This window comes from Janthinobacterium sp., from assembly GCF_031995485.1.
Taxonomy (GTDB): Bacteria; Pseudomonadota; Gammaproteobacteria; order Burkholderiales; family Burkholderiaceae_D; genus Janthinobacterium.
In genome coordinates, this window is record NZ_DAMAGB010000022.1 from 51,600 (window position 1) to 69,751 (window position 18,152).

The following is an 18,152-nucleotide window of genomic DNA, read 5'->3' on the forward strand; positions in this document are numbered from 1 at the left end:
AATAAAAAAGCCCAACACGGATGAATCACGGCGTTGGGCTGATGGCATGTTTCCATGCGGCCAGTAAATGTTTGCTGCAAAGGCACGCCAGAGCATACACCCTGGCGTGCCGTGCGGAATATTAGCAGTTGGTTCTGGTGGCCAGTCCCGTCGCCGAAATCGTCGGTGGCGTGACTACACCCCCCGTTGCGGCCGTGGTTGCCGGCGCATAGGTGACCGCACAAGCGGCATGGTTCGAATCAGGAGCAACGCTGACAGGCGCGGTGCCGGAAACGACATAATCGGCCAGGCCGCCGGCAGCGGCAACGATGCCAGCCGCATCAGGGTAACCGGACGCCATGCTGACGGTGACACCTTCCATGGTGATCGAGGTTGGCGAATTGCCGGCGACCAGCCATTGCGCATGGGCCATGCTGGACGCGGCCTGTATCGAGGCTCTTGCACCATTCATTTTTGCAATACGTGCATCAACCGCCATGTCGGAAAACTTCGGAATTGCCGTGGCAGCCAGGATGCCCAGGATGACAATCACGACCACCAGCTCGATCAGTGTGAAACCCGCTTGGGCGCCTTGTTTGAAACTGCGAATCGACTTATTCATGCGGATCTCCAAAATCATGTAAATGTTTCACCCACAAACAGAAAAACTGCTTGCATCAACTTGCTCACCTACCTAACGGCAATTTCCTTGCGAACTTGAACCGGCATTAACTCCAGCGTCTCTGCAGCACCGGCCGCTGTTTTTTTCGAGCCCTGCGACAAGCTTACCTTGAATTTGAGCAACTCGGAACCCTCGGAGTCAAAAGTATTGCTTTGATTTAACAAATATACCAATAATCCATCACTCCTGTCAAAAAACCAATTGCCAGAAGCAAGTTTTTTTGTGTCAGGGGAATAAAATTCACCCAGATAATTGGGCGGCTTTTGCGCCAGCCAGTTCATCGGATTCTTTCCGGCCAAGCCGCCAACTTCTCCGGACTTGCCCGCGATCGCCAGCGCAAACGTGCGCAAGCGCACTTCGGCGCGCAGGGCCGTGACGGTTTGCTCGAAGGCCAGCCGCTCGGCCTCGGCGCGGTAGTAGCCCATGCGACTGAGCAGCACGGTGACAAGTATGCCGATCACCGCCACGGTCACCGCCAGCTCGAACAGGGTAAAGCCCCTGCCGGCACGCAGCCGCCTGCCGTGCCGATCCATCGTGCGGGGCGCACTCATCTGTTCATGGCCACCCGGCCCAGGTCCCAGATCGGCAGGAAGATGCCCAGCGCCAGCACCAGCACCATGGCGCCCAAAAAGGCGATCAGGATCGGCTCGATCTGCGAGGACAAGGTCTTGAGTTCGTAATCGACTTCACGCTCGTACATGGCGGCAATCTCGTCCATCAAATCGTCGAGCGAGCCCGACTCTTCTCCAATGGCGATCATCTGCAGCACCACCGGGGTGAACACGCCGGCGGCAACCGAGGTGCGCAGGATGCTCTCGCCCCGCTCCACGCCGTCGCGCATGCGCTCGACTTGCCCGCACAGATAGGCGTTGTCGACCGTCTGCGACACCACCGTCAGCGCCTGCACGATCGGCACGCCACTGCTGCTCGACAGGGCAAAGCTGCGTGCGAAACGCGCCATGGTGCCTTTCAACAGTATCTTGCCGGCGACGGGAAAACGCAACTTCATGCGGTCCCACGCGTAGCGCCCGCCCACCGTGCGCAACCAGGCCTTGAATCCGGCTACGCCGGCGATAGTCACCGCCAGCAGCGCGGGCCAATAGTTGACGGTAAACGCCGACGTGCCGATCAGGATGCGGGTCATCAACGGCAATTCGGCCTTGAAGCTGGCAAATACCTTTTCAAACTGTGGTATCACGAAAATATTGACGATCACGATGGCAATGATCATGGCGGCAACCACGAAGGTCGGATAGCGCGTGGCCGTCTTGACCCGCGCGCGCATGTCGCGGTCGAATTCCAGGTGGTCGAACAGGCGCAGGAACACTTCGTCGAGGCGGCCAGTCATCTCGCCCACCCGCACCATCGACAAATAGAATGAGGTAAACACCTTGGGATGGCGCGCCATCGCCGCCGACAGTTCGCGGCCGGCGTCGAGCGATTCGCGCACATCCTTGATGACGCGGCCGAAAGCGGGACTGATGGCCGACTCCTGCAGGCCGGCCAGGCCGCGCATGATGGGCACGCCCGCTTTCAGCAGCGTATACATCTGGCGACTGAACAGCTGCACGTCCATCGACGTGACTTTCTTTTCCGTCAGGCGCTGCCACAGGCCGATATCGTTGGTCGAGGTCACCGCCTTCTTCGTTTCCACGATATCGACCGGCGTGGCGCCGGTGGCGAACAGCTGGTTGGCCACGGCGCCGCTGTCGGCGCCTTCCAGCACGCCTTGCAGCAGTTCGCCGCTGGCGCTGCGGGCTTTGTACGCAAAGAACGGCACGTCACTCCTCGTTTTGGTTGCTGATGCGCATCGCTTCGGAAATCGTCGTGCGGCCCTGCACGACCAGCTGCACCGCGTGGCGGCGCAGGGTTTCGCCGGCCATCTCGGTGTTGGCCGCCTTCAGGAAGTGCGACGGGTCGGCATGGTTGGCCGCATCGACCACGGCGCGCGTCATTTCCAGCAGCTCATAGACGCCGGTGCGGCCGCGGTAACCCATGCCGTTGCAGTGCGAGCAGCCCTTGCCGTGATGATACTGGGTGCGGTCGACCAGCTCGCCCAGTTCCATGCGCAGCCATTCGGCTTCGATGGGCGTCGGCACATACGGCGTGGTGCAGCTTTCGCAGATCACGCGCACCAGGCGCTGCGCCAGCACGGCCTGCAGCGAACTGCCCACCATGTAGCGCGGCACGCCCATGTCCATCAGCCGCAGTGGGGTGCTGGCGGCATCGTTGGTGTGCAGCGTCGATAACACCAGGTGACCCGTCATCGCGGCGCGCAGGCCGATCTGCGCCGTTTCCTGGTCGCGCATCTCGCCCACCAGCACGATATCGGGATCCTGGCGCAGGGCCGAGCGCAGCACGCGGGCGAAGTTCAGTTCGATCTTGTCGTTGACCTGCACCTGGTTGATGCCGGCCAGCCGGTATTCGACCGGGTCTTCCACCGTGATCAGCTTTTTTTCCACCGAATTGAGTTCGGCCAGCGCGCAATACAGCGTGGTGGTCTTGCCGCTGCCGGTCGGGCCCGTCACCAGCACCAGGCCGTTCGGGCGCTGCACGATGGCGCGGAATTTCTTCACCAGCGCCGGCGGCATGCCGATCGCGTCCAGCCGCAGCGAGGTGCCGCCCTGGTTCAACAGACGCATCACGACCGATTCGCCATACTGGGTCGGCATGGTCGAGATACGCACGTCGATGCGCTGGTTTTTCACGCGGATGGCGAAGCGGCCGTCCTGCGGCAACCGCTTTTCGGAAATGTCGAGGTCCGACATCAGTTTCAGGCGCAGCGCCAGCGATGGCGCAATCTTGATGTCGGCTTCGGTCTGCAGGTGCAGCACGCCGTCGATGCGGAAGCGGATCTGCAGCCGGCCTTCCTGCGGTTCGATATGGATGTCCGAGGCGCGCACTTGCGTCGCATCATCGAACACCGATTGCAGCAGCTTGACGATCGGCGCTTCTTCCAGCCCCGGATTGGCGGCCAGCGCGCCGAAGTCGACCGAGACGTCGCCCAGGTCCTGCTCGAGTTCGCGCGTCAGCGTGGAAATGTCTTCGGTGCGGCGGTAGATGCGGTCGATGGCGGCCAGCACCTCGGTTTCGTTGACCACCGCCAGTTCGATATGGCGCTTGACCAGGCGCGCGATCTCGTCGTAGGCGAACAGGTCGGTCGGGTCGGACATGCCGACCAGCAAGCCTTCGCGGCGGTCTTCCAGCACCAGCGCGCGGAAACGGCGCGCCTGGGTTTCCGGCAGCAGGCGCACCAGCTCCGCATTGATATTGAAAAACTTCAGGTTGATGTAGGGAATGTCCAGCTGGCGCGCCAGCGCACCCGAGATCTGCTCTTCCGTGACATAGCCGTGCTCGACGAATACGCGGCCCAGCTTGCGGCCGGAACGCTTCTGCTCTCCCAGGGCCAGGCCCAACTGTTCTTCCGTCAGCAGACTCTGCTTGACCAAAATTTCACCGAGCCGGACTTTCTCTGGCCTTGCCATGCTTGCTCCTCAACAGGTTCGACAGATCACGCGCCTGACGGCGTGCATCTGCATTTTATTCCAGAACCTCTTGTTTCTTAAAGAAAATATATTGAGCCTCCTGATATGCGCGCAAACCTGCACACGACAAGTAAACACTTGCCGCGCGTGCCCGCGCATGGCAATAATGTCGTTCGATCCCCCATTCTTGCCGACCTGCCTGCCTTCATGAGCGACTGCGCCATCCGCTATCACAACGTGCACAAACAACTGGACGGTGCCGCCGTGCTGCGCGGCATCGACCTGGCGATACGGCCCGGCGAGCTGTTCGGACTGGCCGGCATCAACGGCGCCGGCAAGACCACGCTGCTGCACTGCCTGTTCGATTTCTGCACGCCCGATGCGGGCGAGATCGCCATCTTCGGCCAGGCACACGCACGCAGCGCGGCGCGCGCGCCGCTGTCGTTCCTGCCCGAGCGCTTCCAGGCGCCCTACTACCTGAGCGGCCAGGATTTCCTGCGCTATGTATTAGGCTTGCAACAGGTGCGCTGGAACGGCGATGCGGTGCGCGCCATCCTCGATGCGCTGGAGCTGGCGCCGCAAGCCCTGCAGCGCCAGGCGCGCAGCTACTCCAAGGGCATGATGCAGAAACTGGGACTGGCTGCCTGCCTGCTGTCGGGCAAGCGGCAACTGGTGCTCGATGAACCGATGAGCGGGCTGGACCCAAAGGCGCGCGCGCTGTTCAAGCTGGCGTTGCGCCAGTTGCGCGCGCAGGGCCGCGGCGCCTTCCTCACTTCGCATGCGCTGGCCGATATCGATGAGCTGTGCGACCGCATGGCGATCCTGCATGCCGGGAAAATGGTGTTTGTCGGCACGCCGGAAGAATGCCGCCAGCGCCACGGTGGCGGCCCGCAGGCCAGCCTGGAGCAGGCGTTTTTGAACTGCATCGCAGCATGAACCATCCGGCATCGCCGCACGGCATGTACCTGCGGCACTTCGGCCTGCGCACGGCGCCGTTCGGCATTACGCCCGACCCGCAGTTTTTTTATGCCGGCAACGCACGCGGCGACCTGCTCGACGCGCTGCTGTACGCGGTCACGCACGGCGAAGGCATCATCAAATTGTCCGGTGAAGTGGGCAGCGGCAAGACCATGTTGTGCCGCATGCTGGCCGAGCGCTTGCCGTCCCATGTCGACGTGCTGTACCTGCTCAACCCGCGGCTGGAGCCCGACGATGTGCTGCGCGCCATCGGCAGCGAACTGGGGCTGGAACTGGACAACTGCCGCACCGACGCGGTGCTGCGCGCATTGCATGGCGAACTGATCGCGCGCCACGCGGCCGGACGGCAGGTGGTGCTGCTGGCCGAGGAAGCGCAGGCGATGCCGGTCGACACGCTCGAAGCAGTACGCCTCCTGACCAACCTGGAAACGGCCAGCCACAAGCTGCTGCAGATCGTGCTGTTCGGCCAGCCCGAACTGGACCGCACGCTCGACCTGCCGCAGCTGCGCCAGCTGAAGGAGCGCATCACCCACAGTTTTAGCGTGCCGCACCTGCCGCTGGCGCTGCTGGCCGACTACCTGGCATGCCGGCTGGCCGCCGCCGGACGCGTGGCGCCGCTGCCGTTCGAACGGGGCGCGCTGCGCCGCCTGGCGCATGCCGCGCAGGGCACCGTGCGCCGCGTCAACATCCTGGCCGACAAGGCGCTGCTGGCCGCCTATGCGGACGATGCGCAAGGCATCAGCGCGCGCCATATGCGCCAGGCGATCGCCGACTCGCCGTTCCGTGTGCCGCGCTGGTACGAAGGCAGGCTGGTCGCGGCGCTGTTGCTGCTCGCTGCGGTATCGCTGGCAGGCATGCTGGCTTGGCGATGAACCGTCAAAAACATACCTTTCAGAATGTTATATATCCACATGGAAATTTAATGGCGCGATGCGGGCAGGATGATGACGTGGCAACAAGTCAGTTTATTTTTCCTTATTACCACTCTGCCCTTCCGGCACGATTGATTTTAAGCGATCATGCCAAGTAAAATTGCAAAAGCACAACATGACTTCGAGGGCGATCTTTTCATGAATAAACACCCTTTCCCTGTGCTGGCCTGCTGCGTCACCGCTGCCTGCTGCTCGCTGCTGGCCGGTTGTGCGCAGCAGCTGCCGCTGTCACCGTCGCACATCAATGAAGCGCCGCGTCCGGCTGGCGCCATTCCCGAGACGGTGCAGCAAAGCGCCGCGCTGTCGGCGCCGACGGCCGCGCCGAAAATGGAAACCTACAGCGTTACCGTGCACAAGGTACCGGTGCAGTCGCTGCTGTTCGCGCTGGCGCGCGATGCGGGCATGAATATCGACATCCATCCGGGCATTGACGGCAGCGTCACGCTCAACGCCCTGAACCAGACCCTGCCCCAGTTGCTGACGCGCATTGCGCGCCAGGTCGACATGCGCTACGAAATCGACGGCAAGAACCTGCTGGTGCTGCCCGATGAACCGGTCTGGCGCAACTACAAGATCGACTATGTCAACATGGCGCGCAGCACCAACAGCAGCGTCAATATCGCCACGCAGATTTCGACCGCCGGCGGCGGCACCGGCAGCAGCGGCGCCTCATCGAGCGGCAATCAGAGCGGCGGCAATGGCAACAACAATTCGACCACGCTGGTGGTCAACCGTTCCGAGAATAATTTCTGGTATAGCCTGGAAAAGAACATCCGCGACCTGCTGCGCGATACCACGCTCAACGATCCGCTGGCCGATCCGCTGGCGCAGCTGAACCAGCAACTGACCAGCATGCAGGGACAAAACCAGGCCCAGAACCAGGGCCAGCAGCAGAACCAGGGACAAGCCGGCAGTCAGGGCGGCGCGCTGCCGTATGCGGGCCAGAATGCCGGCCAGGGCACGGCCCAGGCCGGCGGCCAGTACGCCACGCCAAGCCAGCAAGGGTCGCAGGCCGCGCAAGGCCAGCAACAGCTTGCCGGCGGCAACAGCAATGCCGCACCGGTCGACGCCAATGGCCTGCCGCTGCTGAAGATGGCCAACAAGGGCGCGCCTTCCTCGGTGGTGGTCAATACCGAGGGCGGCCTGATTGCCGTGCGCGCCACCGGGCGCCAGCATGAAAAGATCCGCGAGTTTCTCGACCTGGTGATGCACAGCGCCAAGCGGCAAGTGCTGATCGAGGCCACCATCATGGAAGTGCGCCTGAACCGCGACTACCAGCAGGGCATCAACTGGTCGCGCCTGACGGGCAGCCTGAGCCTGCGGCAGGGCCAGGTCGGCACGCAGGCCCTGCCGAGCGCCGTCACGCCTGGCGCCACGCCCGGCATCTTTGTCCTCAATTATCTGAAGGACAGCTTTGCCACCACCATCCAGCTGCTCGAATCGTTCGGCAAGGTCAAGGTGCTGTCCAGCCCCAAGATCAGCGTGCTGAACAACCAGACGGCGATGCTGAAAGTGGTCGACAACAACGTCTTTTTCACCATCAAGGTCACGCCGGCCGTGGTCAGCTCGACCGGCACGATCACCACGCCGGCCACCTATGAATCGAAACTGGAAACGGTGCCGGTCGGCTTCGTGATGAGCGTGACGCCGCAAATTTCCGACAGTGACGAAGTTACGCTCAATGTGCGTCCCACCATCACGCGCATCGTCGGCTATGTGCAGGACCCGAATCCGGCGCTGGCCACGGCCAATGTACAAAGCCGCGTGCCGGTGATCCAGGCACGCGAACTCGAATCGATCATGAAGGTCGACAGCGGCCAGATCGCGGTAATGGGCGGTCTGATGCAGGATTCTGTCGACAACGTCAAGGACGGCGTGCCGGGGCTGTCCAGCCTGCCCGTGGTCGGCAGCTTGTTCACCTACCGCAATGAAGCGAGTACCAAGACGGAGCTGGTGATCTTTATGCGTCCCGTCGTGGTCAAGGAAGCGAGTATCGAGGGCGACTTCCGCAACTATCGCTACCTGCTGCCCGGCCAGGCCCCGTTGAACAGCCAGCCGTATTCGGAAGGTGCGCCGCTTGCGCCGGTCTTGCCACAAGCGCGCCTTCAGGGAGACACGCCATGAGCTTGCTGATGCAGGCGCTCAAGAAAGCCGAACGCGCCAAACAGAACAGCCTGCACGAAGACGAGCTGGAAAAGCCGTCCGAGGCCTATGACCAGGTGCTGGAACTGGCGCCGGCCGATGCGCCCCTGGCGCCGCCCGCGCCGCTGCCGCCAGTACCGGAATTCACGTCCGGTTTGAGCCTGGAACCGCTGAGTGGCGCACAAGCCGCACCAGTTGCGCCGTCTGCGCCATCGGCGCCGCCCGAAGCACCGGCCGCGGCCGTGCCGCCCAGGGCAGAATCGCCGCGCGAGACGCCGAAAGCTCCCCCGCGCGACGCGCCACGCGAAGCCCCACCGCAGGCCAAGACCCGTCCTGCGGCGGCCAGCGCCAGCCGCAGCCGCACGCCGCCACGCGGCCCGGTCAGCGTGGACCCGGCCACCGTGCGCCTGGCGGTGCTGCTGGGCATCCTGCTGCTATTGGTGTGCGCGATGGCCTGGTGGTACTGGCGCGCCAGCAGCAGTCCCGGCGCGGGCGCCAATCTGCCCGGCGTGCCGATGCCGCTGACCGATGCCCCCGGCACGGTGGGCAATGCCGGCCCGATCGTGATTGCGCCGCCGGCAGGCAATGTGCAACCAGCGCCGGACCAGTTTGCCGACGCCATGCCGGAAGCACGCAGCGAGCACCAGGGCGCCAGCGCGGCCGAACAGCAGGCGATGATCCAGGCGGCAGTGCAGGCCGCCGTGGCGGCGCAGCTGTCGCAGATGCCGCCACCCGCCCCTGCCGCGCTGCCGCCGGTGACGGCCCCCGACAACAGCCAGATCCAAGTGGTGCGCAGCGATACGGCGCCGCAGATCAATCCCGGCGTGCAGCAAGGCTACCAGGCGCTGGCCGGCGGCCAGCTGGGTGCTGCCCGTCAACAATACGAGACCGTGCTGCAGCAGGATCCGGTCAACCGCGACGCGCTGCTTGGCCTGGCCTCGGTGGCGCAGCGCGACAACAACGGCGCGCAGGCCGCCTCGCTGTATCTGCGCCTGCTGGAAATCAATCCCGACGACGGCGTGGCGCTGGCCGGCCTGGTGGGATTGCGCCAGGGCGACCAGGTACAAAGCGAATCGCGCCTGAAGGCGATCCTGGCGCGCACGCCCGACAGTGGCCCGGTGCTGTTTGCGCTCGGCAATGTCTATGCGCAGCAGCGGCGCTGGTCCGAAGCACAGCAGCAATTTTTCCGCGCCTACAGCGCCGTACCCGGCAATGCCGACTATGCGTTCAATCTCGCCGTGGGACTGGACCGGCTGAACCAGCCGAAACTGGCCGCCACCTATTACCAGCGCGCACTGGTGCTGGCGCAAACGACGCCGTCCGCGTTCGACCGTGCCGGCGCGCAGCAGCGGCTGGCCGAACTGGGTGGACCGCCAACCTCCGGCGCCTCCGCCACGCCCGGCATGGTCATTATTAAAGAATAAGCGTCATGCCAGAACAAACCAAACTTCCATTGGGCAAACTGCTGATCAAGAAAGGCGTGATCAGCGAGGACCAGCTGCGCATCGCGCTGATCGAGCAGAAGCGCAACAACGAGCCGCTGGGCAAGCTCTTGATCTCGCTCGGTTTTGTCACGGAAGCAACCGTGCGCATGGCGCTGAGCGAAAACCTGAAACAGGAAAGCGCGGACCTGTCGAGCCTGGTGGTCGATGCGATCGCCCTGAAGCTGATCCCCAAGGAAGTGGCCAAGCGCTACCGCGTGTTTCCCATCGTGTATGAGCGCCAGACCGACAACCTGATCCTGGCGATGGCCGACACCAGCAATATCGTCGCGCTCGACCAGATCAGCGCCATGCTGGTCAAGGGCATCACGATCTCCACCGTGCTGGTCAACGAATCGGACATTTCGCGCGCCATCGACCAGTATTATGGTTTCGAGCTGTCGATCGACGGCATCCTGCACGAGATCGAAACGGGCGAAGTCAATTACCAGAGCATGGCCTCGCCGTCAGACGAATACAGCCAGCCGATGGTGCGCCTGATCGACGCGCTGCTGGCCGACGCGGTGCAGAACGGCGCCTCGGACATCCACTTCGAGCCGGAACAATCGTTTTTGCGCATCCGCTACCGCATCGACGGCATCCTGCGCCAGATCCGCAGCCTGCACAAATCGTACTGGCCGGCCATGGCCGTGCGCCTGAAGGTGATCTCGAACATGAATATCGCCGAGGCGCGCGCGCCGCAGGACGGCCGCATCACGATCCGCTTTTCAGGCCGGCAGATCGATTTCCGCGCCTCGGCCCAGCCCACCACGCATGGCGAAAACTTCGTGCTGCGCGTGCTGGACCGGCAGAAAGGCATCGTGCCGCTCGACTCACTGGGCCTGGCCGAGCGCGAACTCAATTTATTGAAACTGATGATCGCCCGCCCCGATGGCGTGATCCTGGTAACGGGTCCGACCGGCAGCGGCAAGACCACCACCCTGTATTCCATCATCAACCATATCAATACGGAAAGCGTCAATATCATGACGCTGGAAGACCCGGTCGAGTATCCGATGAACATGATACGGCAGACCTCGGTCAACGAATCGGTGAAACTCGGCTTTGCCGACGGCATTCGCTCGATGATGCGGCAGGACCCGGATGTCATTCTGGTGGGCGAGATCCGCGACCGCGAAACGGCCGAGATGGCGTTTGCCGCCGCCATGACGGGCCACCAGGTATATTCCACGCTGCACACCAACTCGGCCATCGGCTCGCTGTCGCGCCTGCTCGATATCGGCATCCTGCCCGATATTATGGCCGGCAATATCATCGGCATTATCGCCCAGCGGCTGGTGCGCAAACTGTGTCCGCATTGCAAGGAAACGGCCGTGGCCGACGAGGTCGAGCGGCGCCTGCTGGGCCTGCAGCCGGAAGATCCGCCAGCCAGCGTCTGCCACGCGGTCGGCTGCGAACGCTGCGCGCACCAGGGCTACAAGGGCCGCCTGGCGATCATGGAATTGCTGAAGATGACGCCTGAACTCGACGAGATGACGGCGCGCCGCGCCAGCGGCCGTGAACTGAAAAGCGCGGCGCGCGCCGGCGGCTTTCATGCGCTGGTCGACGATGGCCTGCGCCGCGTGCGCGAAGGCGTGACCACGCTGGAGGAAGTGGCGCGCGTGGTCGACCTGACGGACAGGCTGGGCTGATGGCGCAATATGTCTACCGCGCGATGGACGCCGCCGGCGAACTGATCCCCGGCAGCATGGAGGCGGCCAATGTGCCGGACCTGGAAGCGCGCCTGCACCGCATGCAGCTGGATCTGATCGACTGCAAGATCACGGGCCAGCACCTGGTGCTGTTCGGCAAACGCGTGATCCAGCGGCGCGACCTGATCAACTTCTGCTTTCATATGGAGCAACTGACGGGTGCCGGCGTGCCGATCCTCGATGGCCTGAACGACTTGCGCGAAAGCACCGATCATCCGCGCCTGCGCGAAGTGGTGACCGACCTGATCGAAAGCATCGAGGGCGGCTTGCCGCTGTCGGGCGCGCTGGCCTTGCACGGCGACATTTTTGACGCCACGTTCACCAGCCTGATCCTGGCGGGCGAACAGAGCGGCCGGATCGCCGAGGTGTTCAAGAACCTGTCCGAAAGCCTGAAGTGGCAGGATGAGCTGGCGTCGCAGACGCGCAAGATCATCATGTATCCGGTCGTGGTCGCGATCGTGGTGGCCGCTGTCACGTTTTTCCTGATGATCTACCTGGTGCCGCAACTGACGGCGTTTATCCGCAACATGGGTGGCGAACTGCCGCTGCATACGCGCGCGCTGATTTTTGTGTCGAATATCTTCATCGACTACTGGGCCGTGCTGCTGGCCCTGCCAGTGGCGGGCTACATCGGCCTGCGCGCCTGGCTCAAGCGCAGCGAGACGGCGCGCTATCTGTTTGACGGACTCAAGCTGCGCGCCTGGCTGGTCGGCCCGGTGCTGCACAAGATTATCCTGGCCCGCTTTGCCACTTTTTTCGCGCTCATGTATGCGTCCGGCATCACCATCCTCGAATGCATCCGTTTATCGGAAGGCATCGCCGGCAACCGCGTGGTGGCGGCCGGCCTGCGCCGCGCGGCCCAGCTGATCGCCGAAGGCCATGGCGTGACCAGCGCGTTCCAGCATACGGGCATCTTCCCGCCGCTGGTGATCCGCATGCTGAAAGTCGGCGAAGCGACCGGTTCGCTCGACACGGCCCTGCGCAATGTCAGTTATTTCTATAATCGCGAAGTGAAGGAGCTGATCGAAAAAGTGCAGGCCATGATCGAGCCGGCCATGACGGTGATCCTGGGCCTGCTGCTGGGCTGGATCATGCTGTCGGTGCTGGGGCCGATTTACGACACGATCAGTACCATCAAAACATGAGTATCGAGACCTGAGGCCGCCGTGTTCCGCAAACAATTGTTTTATATCACCAGCGACCATCTGTGCGCCTATGACTGGCGCCACGGCGTGCTCGGTGACGGGCAGGTATTCCATGCCAGCGCGGCCGGCCTCGATGCCTTTGCTGCCTGGCTGGAAGACCCGAACGAGCAGCGCCTGGACGCGCCGGCCTACCTGCTGGCCGACCTGATCGAGGAAGACTTCCAGCGCCAGCTGCTGCCGCATGTACGCGGCAAGGCCGGGCGTGCGCTGCTGGAACGGCGCAAGGCCCAGCTGTACCGCGACACGCCATATCGCGGCAGCACCCTGCTGGGCCGCGAAACCGACGGCCGGCACGATGATCAGGTGCTGTTCTTTGCACTGACCAACCCTTCCCTGCTGCAACCATGGACCGAAGCGCTGGAGCATCTGCATGTGCCGGTGGCCGGCGTATATTCGGCCAGCCTGCTCAGCATTGCGCTGGTCAGGCAACTGGGCCTGACGCACGAACACCTGCTGCTGGTGACGCAGCAGTCGGGCGGCTTGCGGCAAAGCTATTTTGCCGGCGGCCAGCTGCGCTTTTCGCGCCAGACGCCAGCCATCGCGCTTGACGGCGTGGCGGTCAACCTGGCGCTGGAAACGGAAAAAACGCGGCAATTCCTGACCAGCACCCGCATGCTGGAGCGCGGCGATGTGCTCCATACCGTGATCCTGGCGCCACAGGCACAGATCGGCAAGCTCGAATTGCTGTGCGATAACGGCGTGGAAGTCGCCTATCACTTTATCGACATGCAGTTGGCCAGCGAACGCGTGGGACTGAAACAGACGCCGGCGCTGGCGGACCAGCTCTTGCTGACCCTGCTGGCCAAGCATCCGCCGGCCAGCCATTACCCGCCCGGCGCGCTGGCCCGCTACTATCACTTCCAGCGCGCGCGCAAGGCCCTGTACGGTTCCAGCGCACTGATCGGCGCCTCTGCCACATTGTGGTGCGCGGCCATGCTGCTGGGCGGCATGGAAGACGGCGCCGGCATGGCGCAGCTGCAACAGGAAACCGCCAGTTACCAGCAGCGCTATCGCGCGGTGATGGCCACCCTGCCGCCGGCGCCGGCGAAAACACCGAACATGAAAGCTGCCGTGACCGTCGAACACATGATCGCCACCCAGGCGCCCGAGCCGGGCCGGCTGCTGGGGATGCTGAGCGCCGCGCTCGACCGCGCGCCGCAAGTCAGGCTGGGCCAGCTGCACTGGAATGCCGGCCCGCCGCCGCCACGCGCGGCGGGTTCGCAGCCGCCACCGCCAGGCCAGGTCCAAGGCAAACAGGCCAATGGTCCCGTGCTCAGCAGCGTTGAGGCCGGCATTCCGGCCGCGCCGCCGCAGGCGCTGCGCCTGGAAGCCGATGTCGATATGCCGGGCAACGATTACCGTGGCGCGCTGTCGGCGATTACGGCGTTTGCGCAGGAACTGGCGCGCAACCCGCGCCTGGTGGTGGCGATCGAGGAAGCGCCGCTGGACTTGCGGCCCAGCGCCACGCTGTCCGGCAGGAGCGCCTCGCCGGCGCAGGACAGCCAGGCCCGCTTTACCGTGCTGCTGGTGTGGCAGCCATGAGTACATCGATGAAACAGCCGGCCCCGCCCGGCATGAAAAAGAAAGCCGCCGCCACGCGCGCCCTGCCACTGTGGCTGGGTGAATTGCACCTGGTACGGCGCGCCGTGCTGTGTTTTGCCGCCACGGTTGTGCTCAGCCTGGTGGCGCTGCAGCTGTCGTCCGGCTACCGCGAGCGCCAGGCGCAGCGGCTCGATCTGGCGCAAAAGGAACGCATGGCCGCCGCGACGCAATTTAATCGGGTGGAAACGGAAAAGCTGGAAATCCGCGCGTTTGCGCCGCGCTTCCTGGCGCTGCGCCAGCGCGGCCTGATCGGCGAGGAAAACCGCCTGGCCTGGATCGACGCCATCCGGCTCAGCCAGCAGCGCCGCCACCTGCTGCCACTGACCTACGACATCAGCGCGCAGCAGGCGATGGCCGTACCGCTGCCGTTGAGCATGGGCCAGTATCAGCTGCGCGGCAGTAAAATGCAGCTCCATATGGATTTGCTGCACGAAATGGACATGCTGAACTTTTTTGACGACTTGCGCCAGTCCGGCTATTTTGCCGTGCAGGATTGCGTGCTGAAACGCGGCGCCAGCGGCGCAGTCGCGGCCGGCACCCAAGCCGGCGCGACCCTGAGCGCCGACTGCAGCCTGCTGTGGCTGACACTGGGCGGCGTTCCCGCCAGCACGCCGGGGCAGCCATGAAAACGTCGACGCTACTGCTGTGTGCCGCGCTGGCGTCCGCCTCGCCTGTCCAGGCCCGGCCGGTGCAGCTGGGACGGCTGTTCTCCTCGCCCGAACAGCGCGCCCAGCTCGATGCGCAGCGCAGCGGTCCGCCGCCGGCGGCGGCAGTCCCGGCCGCGCCAGCGACACCGCCGCCGCCGCCGCCCGCGCCGCCGGTACAACTCGATGGCCTGGTCCAGCGCAGCAGCGGCCGCTCGACGGTATGGCTGAACCAGACACCGCAGCAGGAGCCATACAACCGGCTGGCGCCGGGCGGCCAGCTGACCTTGACGCTGTCGAATGGCCAGGTGGTGGTGCTCAAGCCCGGGCAGCAATATGATCCGGCCAGCGGCACGGTGGTGGAAACGCCGCCCGCCAGCGGGGTAGCACGGTGATGCGCGCGCCAGCGCACGCGCAGCGCGGTGCGGCCCTGCTGCTGCTGGTGGCCGTGCTGGGAATCGGTACCGCAACGCTGCTGATCAGCGCCTTTGGCCGCAATGGCGCCGAAGCCGGACGCCAGCAGCGCACGCTGGCCACGCTGGCGCAGGCGCGCGAAGCCCTGCTGGGCTTTGTCGCCAGCAATGGCCGGCTGCCACGGCCGGCGGCATCGGCCATCGACGGACGCGAGCGCGGTCTCGAGTGCGCCAGCGACGCCGACTGCAGCGGCTTCCTGCCGTGGGTGGCGCTGGGCGTGGAGGGCAGCGACGCCTGGGGCAAGGTGCTGCGCTACAGCGTCACGCCGGAACTGTCGCGCTTGCCGATCGTGTCGTATTCGGCCGTGGCCAATCGCGTGGTATTGCAGCGCAATGCCCAGGGTACGCTGCAGTATGTGGCGGGCCAGGAGCAATGCGATATCAGCGCGCAGTGCTTGCCGATGGTCGTCTTTTCACAAGGCAAGGATGGCTATGGCACGGCGGCCAGCGGCGCCGTGCTTGCCAACACGCTGCGCGGCAATGTCGATGAAGCGAGCAACGACAGCGCCAGCCGCGCCTTTGTTACCGGCAATGGCTTCGACGACATGCTGGCCTGGATCACGCTGCCCCTCATGTACCAGCGCATGCGCGCGGCGCGGACGCTGCCATGAGGCCGCCTTCCCTGCCACTGCGCCAGGCCGGCTTCAGCCTGATCGAGGTCGCCATCGTGCTGGTGATTGTCGGCCTGATGATAGGCGGCCTGGTCACGCCTTTGAGCGTGCAGCTCGAACAGCGCAAGGTGGCGGACACGCAAAAGGCGCTCGATGAAGCGAAAGAAGCCTTGACGGGGTTTGCCCTGCGCTATGGCTACCTGCCCTGCCCCGCCGTTTCCAGCGTGAATGGCCTGGAAGACCGGCGCGGCGCGCGTTGCAATGGCGAAAAGCGGGTCGGCATCCTGCCGTGGGCCACCCTGGGGCTGCGCAAGAGCGACAGCTGGAACAATCTGTTTCGCTACAGCGTCACGCCGGCCTTCAGCGACAGCGAGCAGCTGTTTGCCCTGAACACGCCGCGCGACATCAGCATCGTCACGCGCAACGGCGGCGCGCTGGTGCAGGCCACGGCCTTGAACGACATTCCCGCGATGATCATGTCGCACGGCAAGAACAGCTATGGCGCCATCAGCGAACAGGGGCAACGCCAGCTGGGCGCGCAAGGCAATAATGTCGACGAGCGCAGCAATGCGGTCAGCAGCAATATCTTTATCAGCCGCGCGGCCGGCGCTGAACAGCAGGCGGGCGGCAGCTATGACGATATCGTCGTCTGGCTGTCGCCCAATATCCTGTTCAACCGCATGGTGGCGGCGCAAAGGCTGCCGCGCTGATGTGGCGCCCTGGCCTGATCATTGCGCGCTACACGCTGCTCGAAGCGCTGCGCAGCAAGCTGCCGTGGCTGTTCGTGCTGGCCGGCTGCGCGGCACTGGCCCTGGCCGGCTTCCTGCGGCAACTGGCGCTGACCGAAAGCCATGCCGTGCAGGCCGCGCTGCTGGCCGCGACACTGCGCATCGCCGCCGTGTTTCTGCTGTCCTCGTTTGTCGTCACCAGCCTGGCGCGCGAAACGGCCGACAAGGGCCAGGAGCTGCTGCTCGCCTTGCCCATGCCACGCGCCGTGTATTTGCTGGGAAAACTGGCCGGATTCGGCGCGCTGGCCGTGATGCCGGCCGCACTGTTCGGCCTGCTTACCGCCGTCTGGGCCGCGCCCGCGCAAAGCGCGCTATGGGCCATTTCGCTGCTTGGTGAATTATGGATCATGGCCGCCTTCAGCCTGCTGTGCGCGGCCAGCCTGCCGCATGCGCTGCCCGCGCTGGCCGCCGGCGGCGGCTTTTATCTGCTGGCGCGCAGCGTGGGCAGCCTGCAACTGATGGCGCATGGCAATACGGGAGGCCATGGCACAGTCCAGCAAGCGCTGGCGTTCGCTGTCGATGCGCTGGCCCTGCTGCTGCCCAGGCTCGACCACTTCACGCGTACCGAATGGCTGCTGTACGCCACCGGCGACTGGCACGGTCTGGGCCTGGTGGCGGCGCAGACGGGCATTTACGTCTGCCTGCTGGCACTCTGCGCGCTGTGCGATTTCTATCGCCGGAGTTTCTGATGGCGCAGCGACCGCTGTCGTCCGTGCCGCGTCCGCTGTGGCTGGCCCTGGCGCTGGCCCTGCTGCTCCAGCTTGGCTGGCAACTGGTGCAGCGCGAGGCCGTGGCGCGCGTGCAGCAGCTGCCGGCGCCGCCATCGGCTGCGGTGGCGCGCCTGGCCAGCCTGGGCGAGCCGCTGGCCATGTCGAAAGCGATGCTGCTGTATCTGCAGTCGTTCGACGACCAGGCCGGTACCAGCCTGCCCTGGCGCGAACTCGACTACGAGCGCCTGGCGGCCTGGCTGGACACGGCGCAAACGCTCGATCCGCGCAGCCGCTATGCGCTGGTGGCCGCCAGCGAGGTGTATGCTGGCGTGGCCGATCCGGTCCGCGCACGCCGCATGCTGGCGTTTGTCAGCGCCAGCTTTGCGCAGGACCCGCTGCACCGCTGGCCCGCCATGGCGCAGGCAGCACTGGTCGCCAGGCATCAGTTGCACGACCTGCCGCTGGCACTGGCACTGGCGCGCCAGTTGCGCGTGCGGACAACGGGGGCGGACGTGCCGCCGTGGGTGCGGCAGATGGAAGCGTTTATGCTGGAAGACATGGACCAGCTCGGCAGCGCGCAGCTGGTCATCGGCGGCCTGATTGCCAGCGGGCAGATCACCGACCCGCATGAACTGGCATTCATGGCGCGCCGGCTGGAGGAAATCGCGGCAAAAAAAGCCAAGCAGAACGCCATTCCCGGCAACCGGCATTTACAGTAAACTTCAGCA

The 18,152-nt window shown here is 64.6% G+C and carries 17 protein-coding genes; 13 read left to right on the top strand and 4 right to left on the bottom strand.

What is annotated here, in order from left to right:
* Positions 1-121: 121 nt before the first annotated feature.
* From RTQ46_RS14070 to RTQ46_RS14085, 4 genes are read right to left on the bottom strand one after another with little or no spacing between them, the layout of a single operon-like run.
* Positions 122-619, bottom strand: coding sequence for a type II secretion system protein (locus tag RTQ46_RS14070; protein ID WP_312437439.1), 498 nt, complete (start codon positions 617-619; stop codon positions 122-124).
* Between the two features lie 50 nt (positions 620-669).
* Complete coding sequence (locus tag RTQ46_RS14075; protein WP_312437441.1) at positions 670-1,212, bottom strand: type II secretion system protein; 543 nt, start codon at positions 1,210-1,212, stop codon at positions 670-672.
* Positions 1,209-2,441: a type II secretion system F family protein gene (locus tag RTQ46_RS14080; protein ID WP_312437443.1), complete on the bottom strand. Its 1,233-nt coding sequence runs from the start codon at positions 2,439-2,441 to the stop codon at positions 1,209-1,211. The genes RTQ46_RS14075 and RTQ46_RS14080 overlap by 4 nt, the downstream gene beginning before the upstream one ends.
* Before the next feature lies 1 nt (position 2,442).
* Positions 2,443-4,146 carry a GspE/PulE family protein gene (locus RTQ46_RS14085; RefSeq protein WP_312437444.1) on the bottom strand — a complete coding sequence of 568 codons (1,704 nt, stop codon included), beginning with the start codon at positions 4,144-4,146 and terminating at the stop codon, positions 2,443-2,445.
* Between the two features lie 207 nt (positions 4,147-4,353).
* Here RTQ46_RS14085 and RTQ46_RS14090 point away from each other — a divergent pair, with 207 nt between their 5' ends.
* The 13 genes from RTQ46_RS14090 (at position 4,354) to RTQ46_RS14150 (ending at position 18,143) form a co-directional block, all read left to right on the top strand.
* Positions 4,354-5,082 carry an ABC transporter ATP-binding protein gene (locus RTQ46_RS14090; protein WP_312437445.1) on the top strand — a complete coding sequence of 243 codons (729 nt, stop codon included), beginning with the start codon at positions 4,354-4,356 and terminating at the stop codon, positions 5,080-5,082.
* A complete protein-coding gene (locus RTQ46_RS14095; RefSeq protein ID WP_312437446.1) occupies positions 5,079-5,996 on the top strand; it encodes an AAA family ATPase in 918 nt (305 codons plus the stop codon). The genes RTQ46_RS14090 and RTQ46_RS14095 overlap by 4 nt, the downstream gene beginning before the upstream one ends.
* A gap of 198 nt (positions 5,997-6,194) precedes the next feature.
* Positions 6,195-8,180: a pilus (MSHA type) biogenesis protein MshL gene (gene mshL, locus RTQ46_RS14100; RefSeq protein WP_312437448.1), complete on the top strand. Its 1,986-nt coding sequence runs from the start codon at positions 6,195-6,197 to the stop codon at positions 8,178-8,180.
* Positions 8,177-9,622 carry a tetratricopeptide repeat protein gene (locus RTQ46_RS14105; protein ID WP_312437450.1) on the top strand — a complete coding sequence of 482 codons (1,446 nt, stop codon included), beginning with the start codon at positions 8,177-8,179 and terminating at the stop codon, positions 9,620-9,622. Before mshL ends, RTQ46_RS14105 begins: the two co-directional genes overlap by 4 nt.
* 5 nt (positions 9,623-9,627) lie before the next feature.
* Positions 9,628-11,331, top strand: a complete 1,704-nt coding sequence (locus RTQ46_RS14110; protein ID WP_312437451.1) for an ATPase, T2SS/T4P/T4SS family — start codon at positions 9,628-9,630, stop codon at positions 11,329-11,331.
* Positions 11,331-12,536: a type II secretion system F family protein gene (locus RTQ46_RS14115; protein WP_312437453.1), complete on the top strand. Its 1,206-nt coding sequence runs from the start codon at positions 11,331-11,333 to the stop codon at positions 12,534-12,536. The genes RTQ46_RS14110 and RTQ46_RS14115 overlap by 1 nt, the downstream gene beginning before the upstream one ends.
* Positions 12,537-12,557: 21 nt before the next feature.
* The gene (locus tag RTQ46_RS14120) at positions 12,558-14,138 is read left to right on the top strand and encodes a hypothetical protein (RefSeq protein ID WP_312437455.1); all 1,581 of its coding nucleotides are present in this window, start codon (positions 12,558-12,560) and stop codon (positions 14,136-14,138) included.
* Positions 14,139-14,146: 8 nt separating this feature from the next.
* Entirely contained in the window at positions 14,147-14,824 is a 678-nt protein-coding gene (locus RTQ46_RS14125; protein ID WP_312437456.1) for a hypothetical protein, read from the top strand.
* On the top strand, positions 14,821-15,237 hold the full coding sequence (locus tag RTQ46_RS14130) for a hypothetical protein (protein ID WP_312437458.1): 417 nt from the start codon (positions 14,821-14,823) through the stop codon (positions 15,235-15,237). The genes RTQ46_RS14125 and RTQ46_RS14130 overlap by 4 nt, the downstream gene beginning before the upstream one ends.
* Positions 15,237-15,926, top strand: a complete 690-nt coding sequence (locus RTQ46_RS14135; RefSeq protein ID WP_312437460.1) for a hypothetical protein — start codon at positions 15,237-15,239, stop codon at positions 15,924-15,926. Before RTQ46_RS14130 ends, RTQ46_RS14135 begins: the two co-directional genes overlap by 1 nt.
* A complete protein-coding gene (locus RTQ46_RS14140) occupies positions 15,923-16,636 on the top strand; it encodes a prepilin-type N-terminal cleavage/methylation domain-containing protein (protein ID WP_312437463.1) in 714 nt (237 codons plus the stop codon). The genes RTQ46_RS14135 and RTQ46_RS14140 overlap by 4 nt, the downstream gene beginning before the upstream one ends.
* Positions 16,636-17,403, top strand: a complete 768-nt coding sequence (locus RTQ46_RS14145) for an ABC transporter permease (RefSeq protein WP_312437465.1) — start codon at positions 16,636-16,638, stop codon at positions 17,401-17,403. The genes RTQ46_RS14140 and RTQ46_RS14145 overlap by 1 nt, the downstream gene beginning before the upstream one ends.
* On the top strand, positions 17,403-18,143 hold the full coding sequence (locus RTQ46_RS14150; protein WP_312437467.1) for a hypothetical protein: 741 nt from the start codon (positions 17,403-17,405) through the stop codon (positions 18,141-18,143). The genes RTQ46_RS14145 and RTQ46_RS14150 overlap by 1 nt, the downstream gene beginning before the upstream one ends.
* Positions 18,144-18,152: the final 9 nt, after the last annotated feature.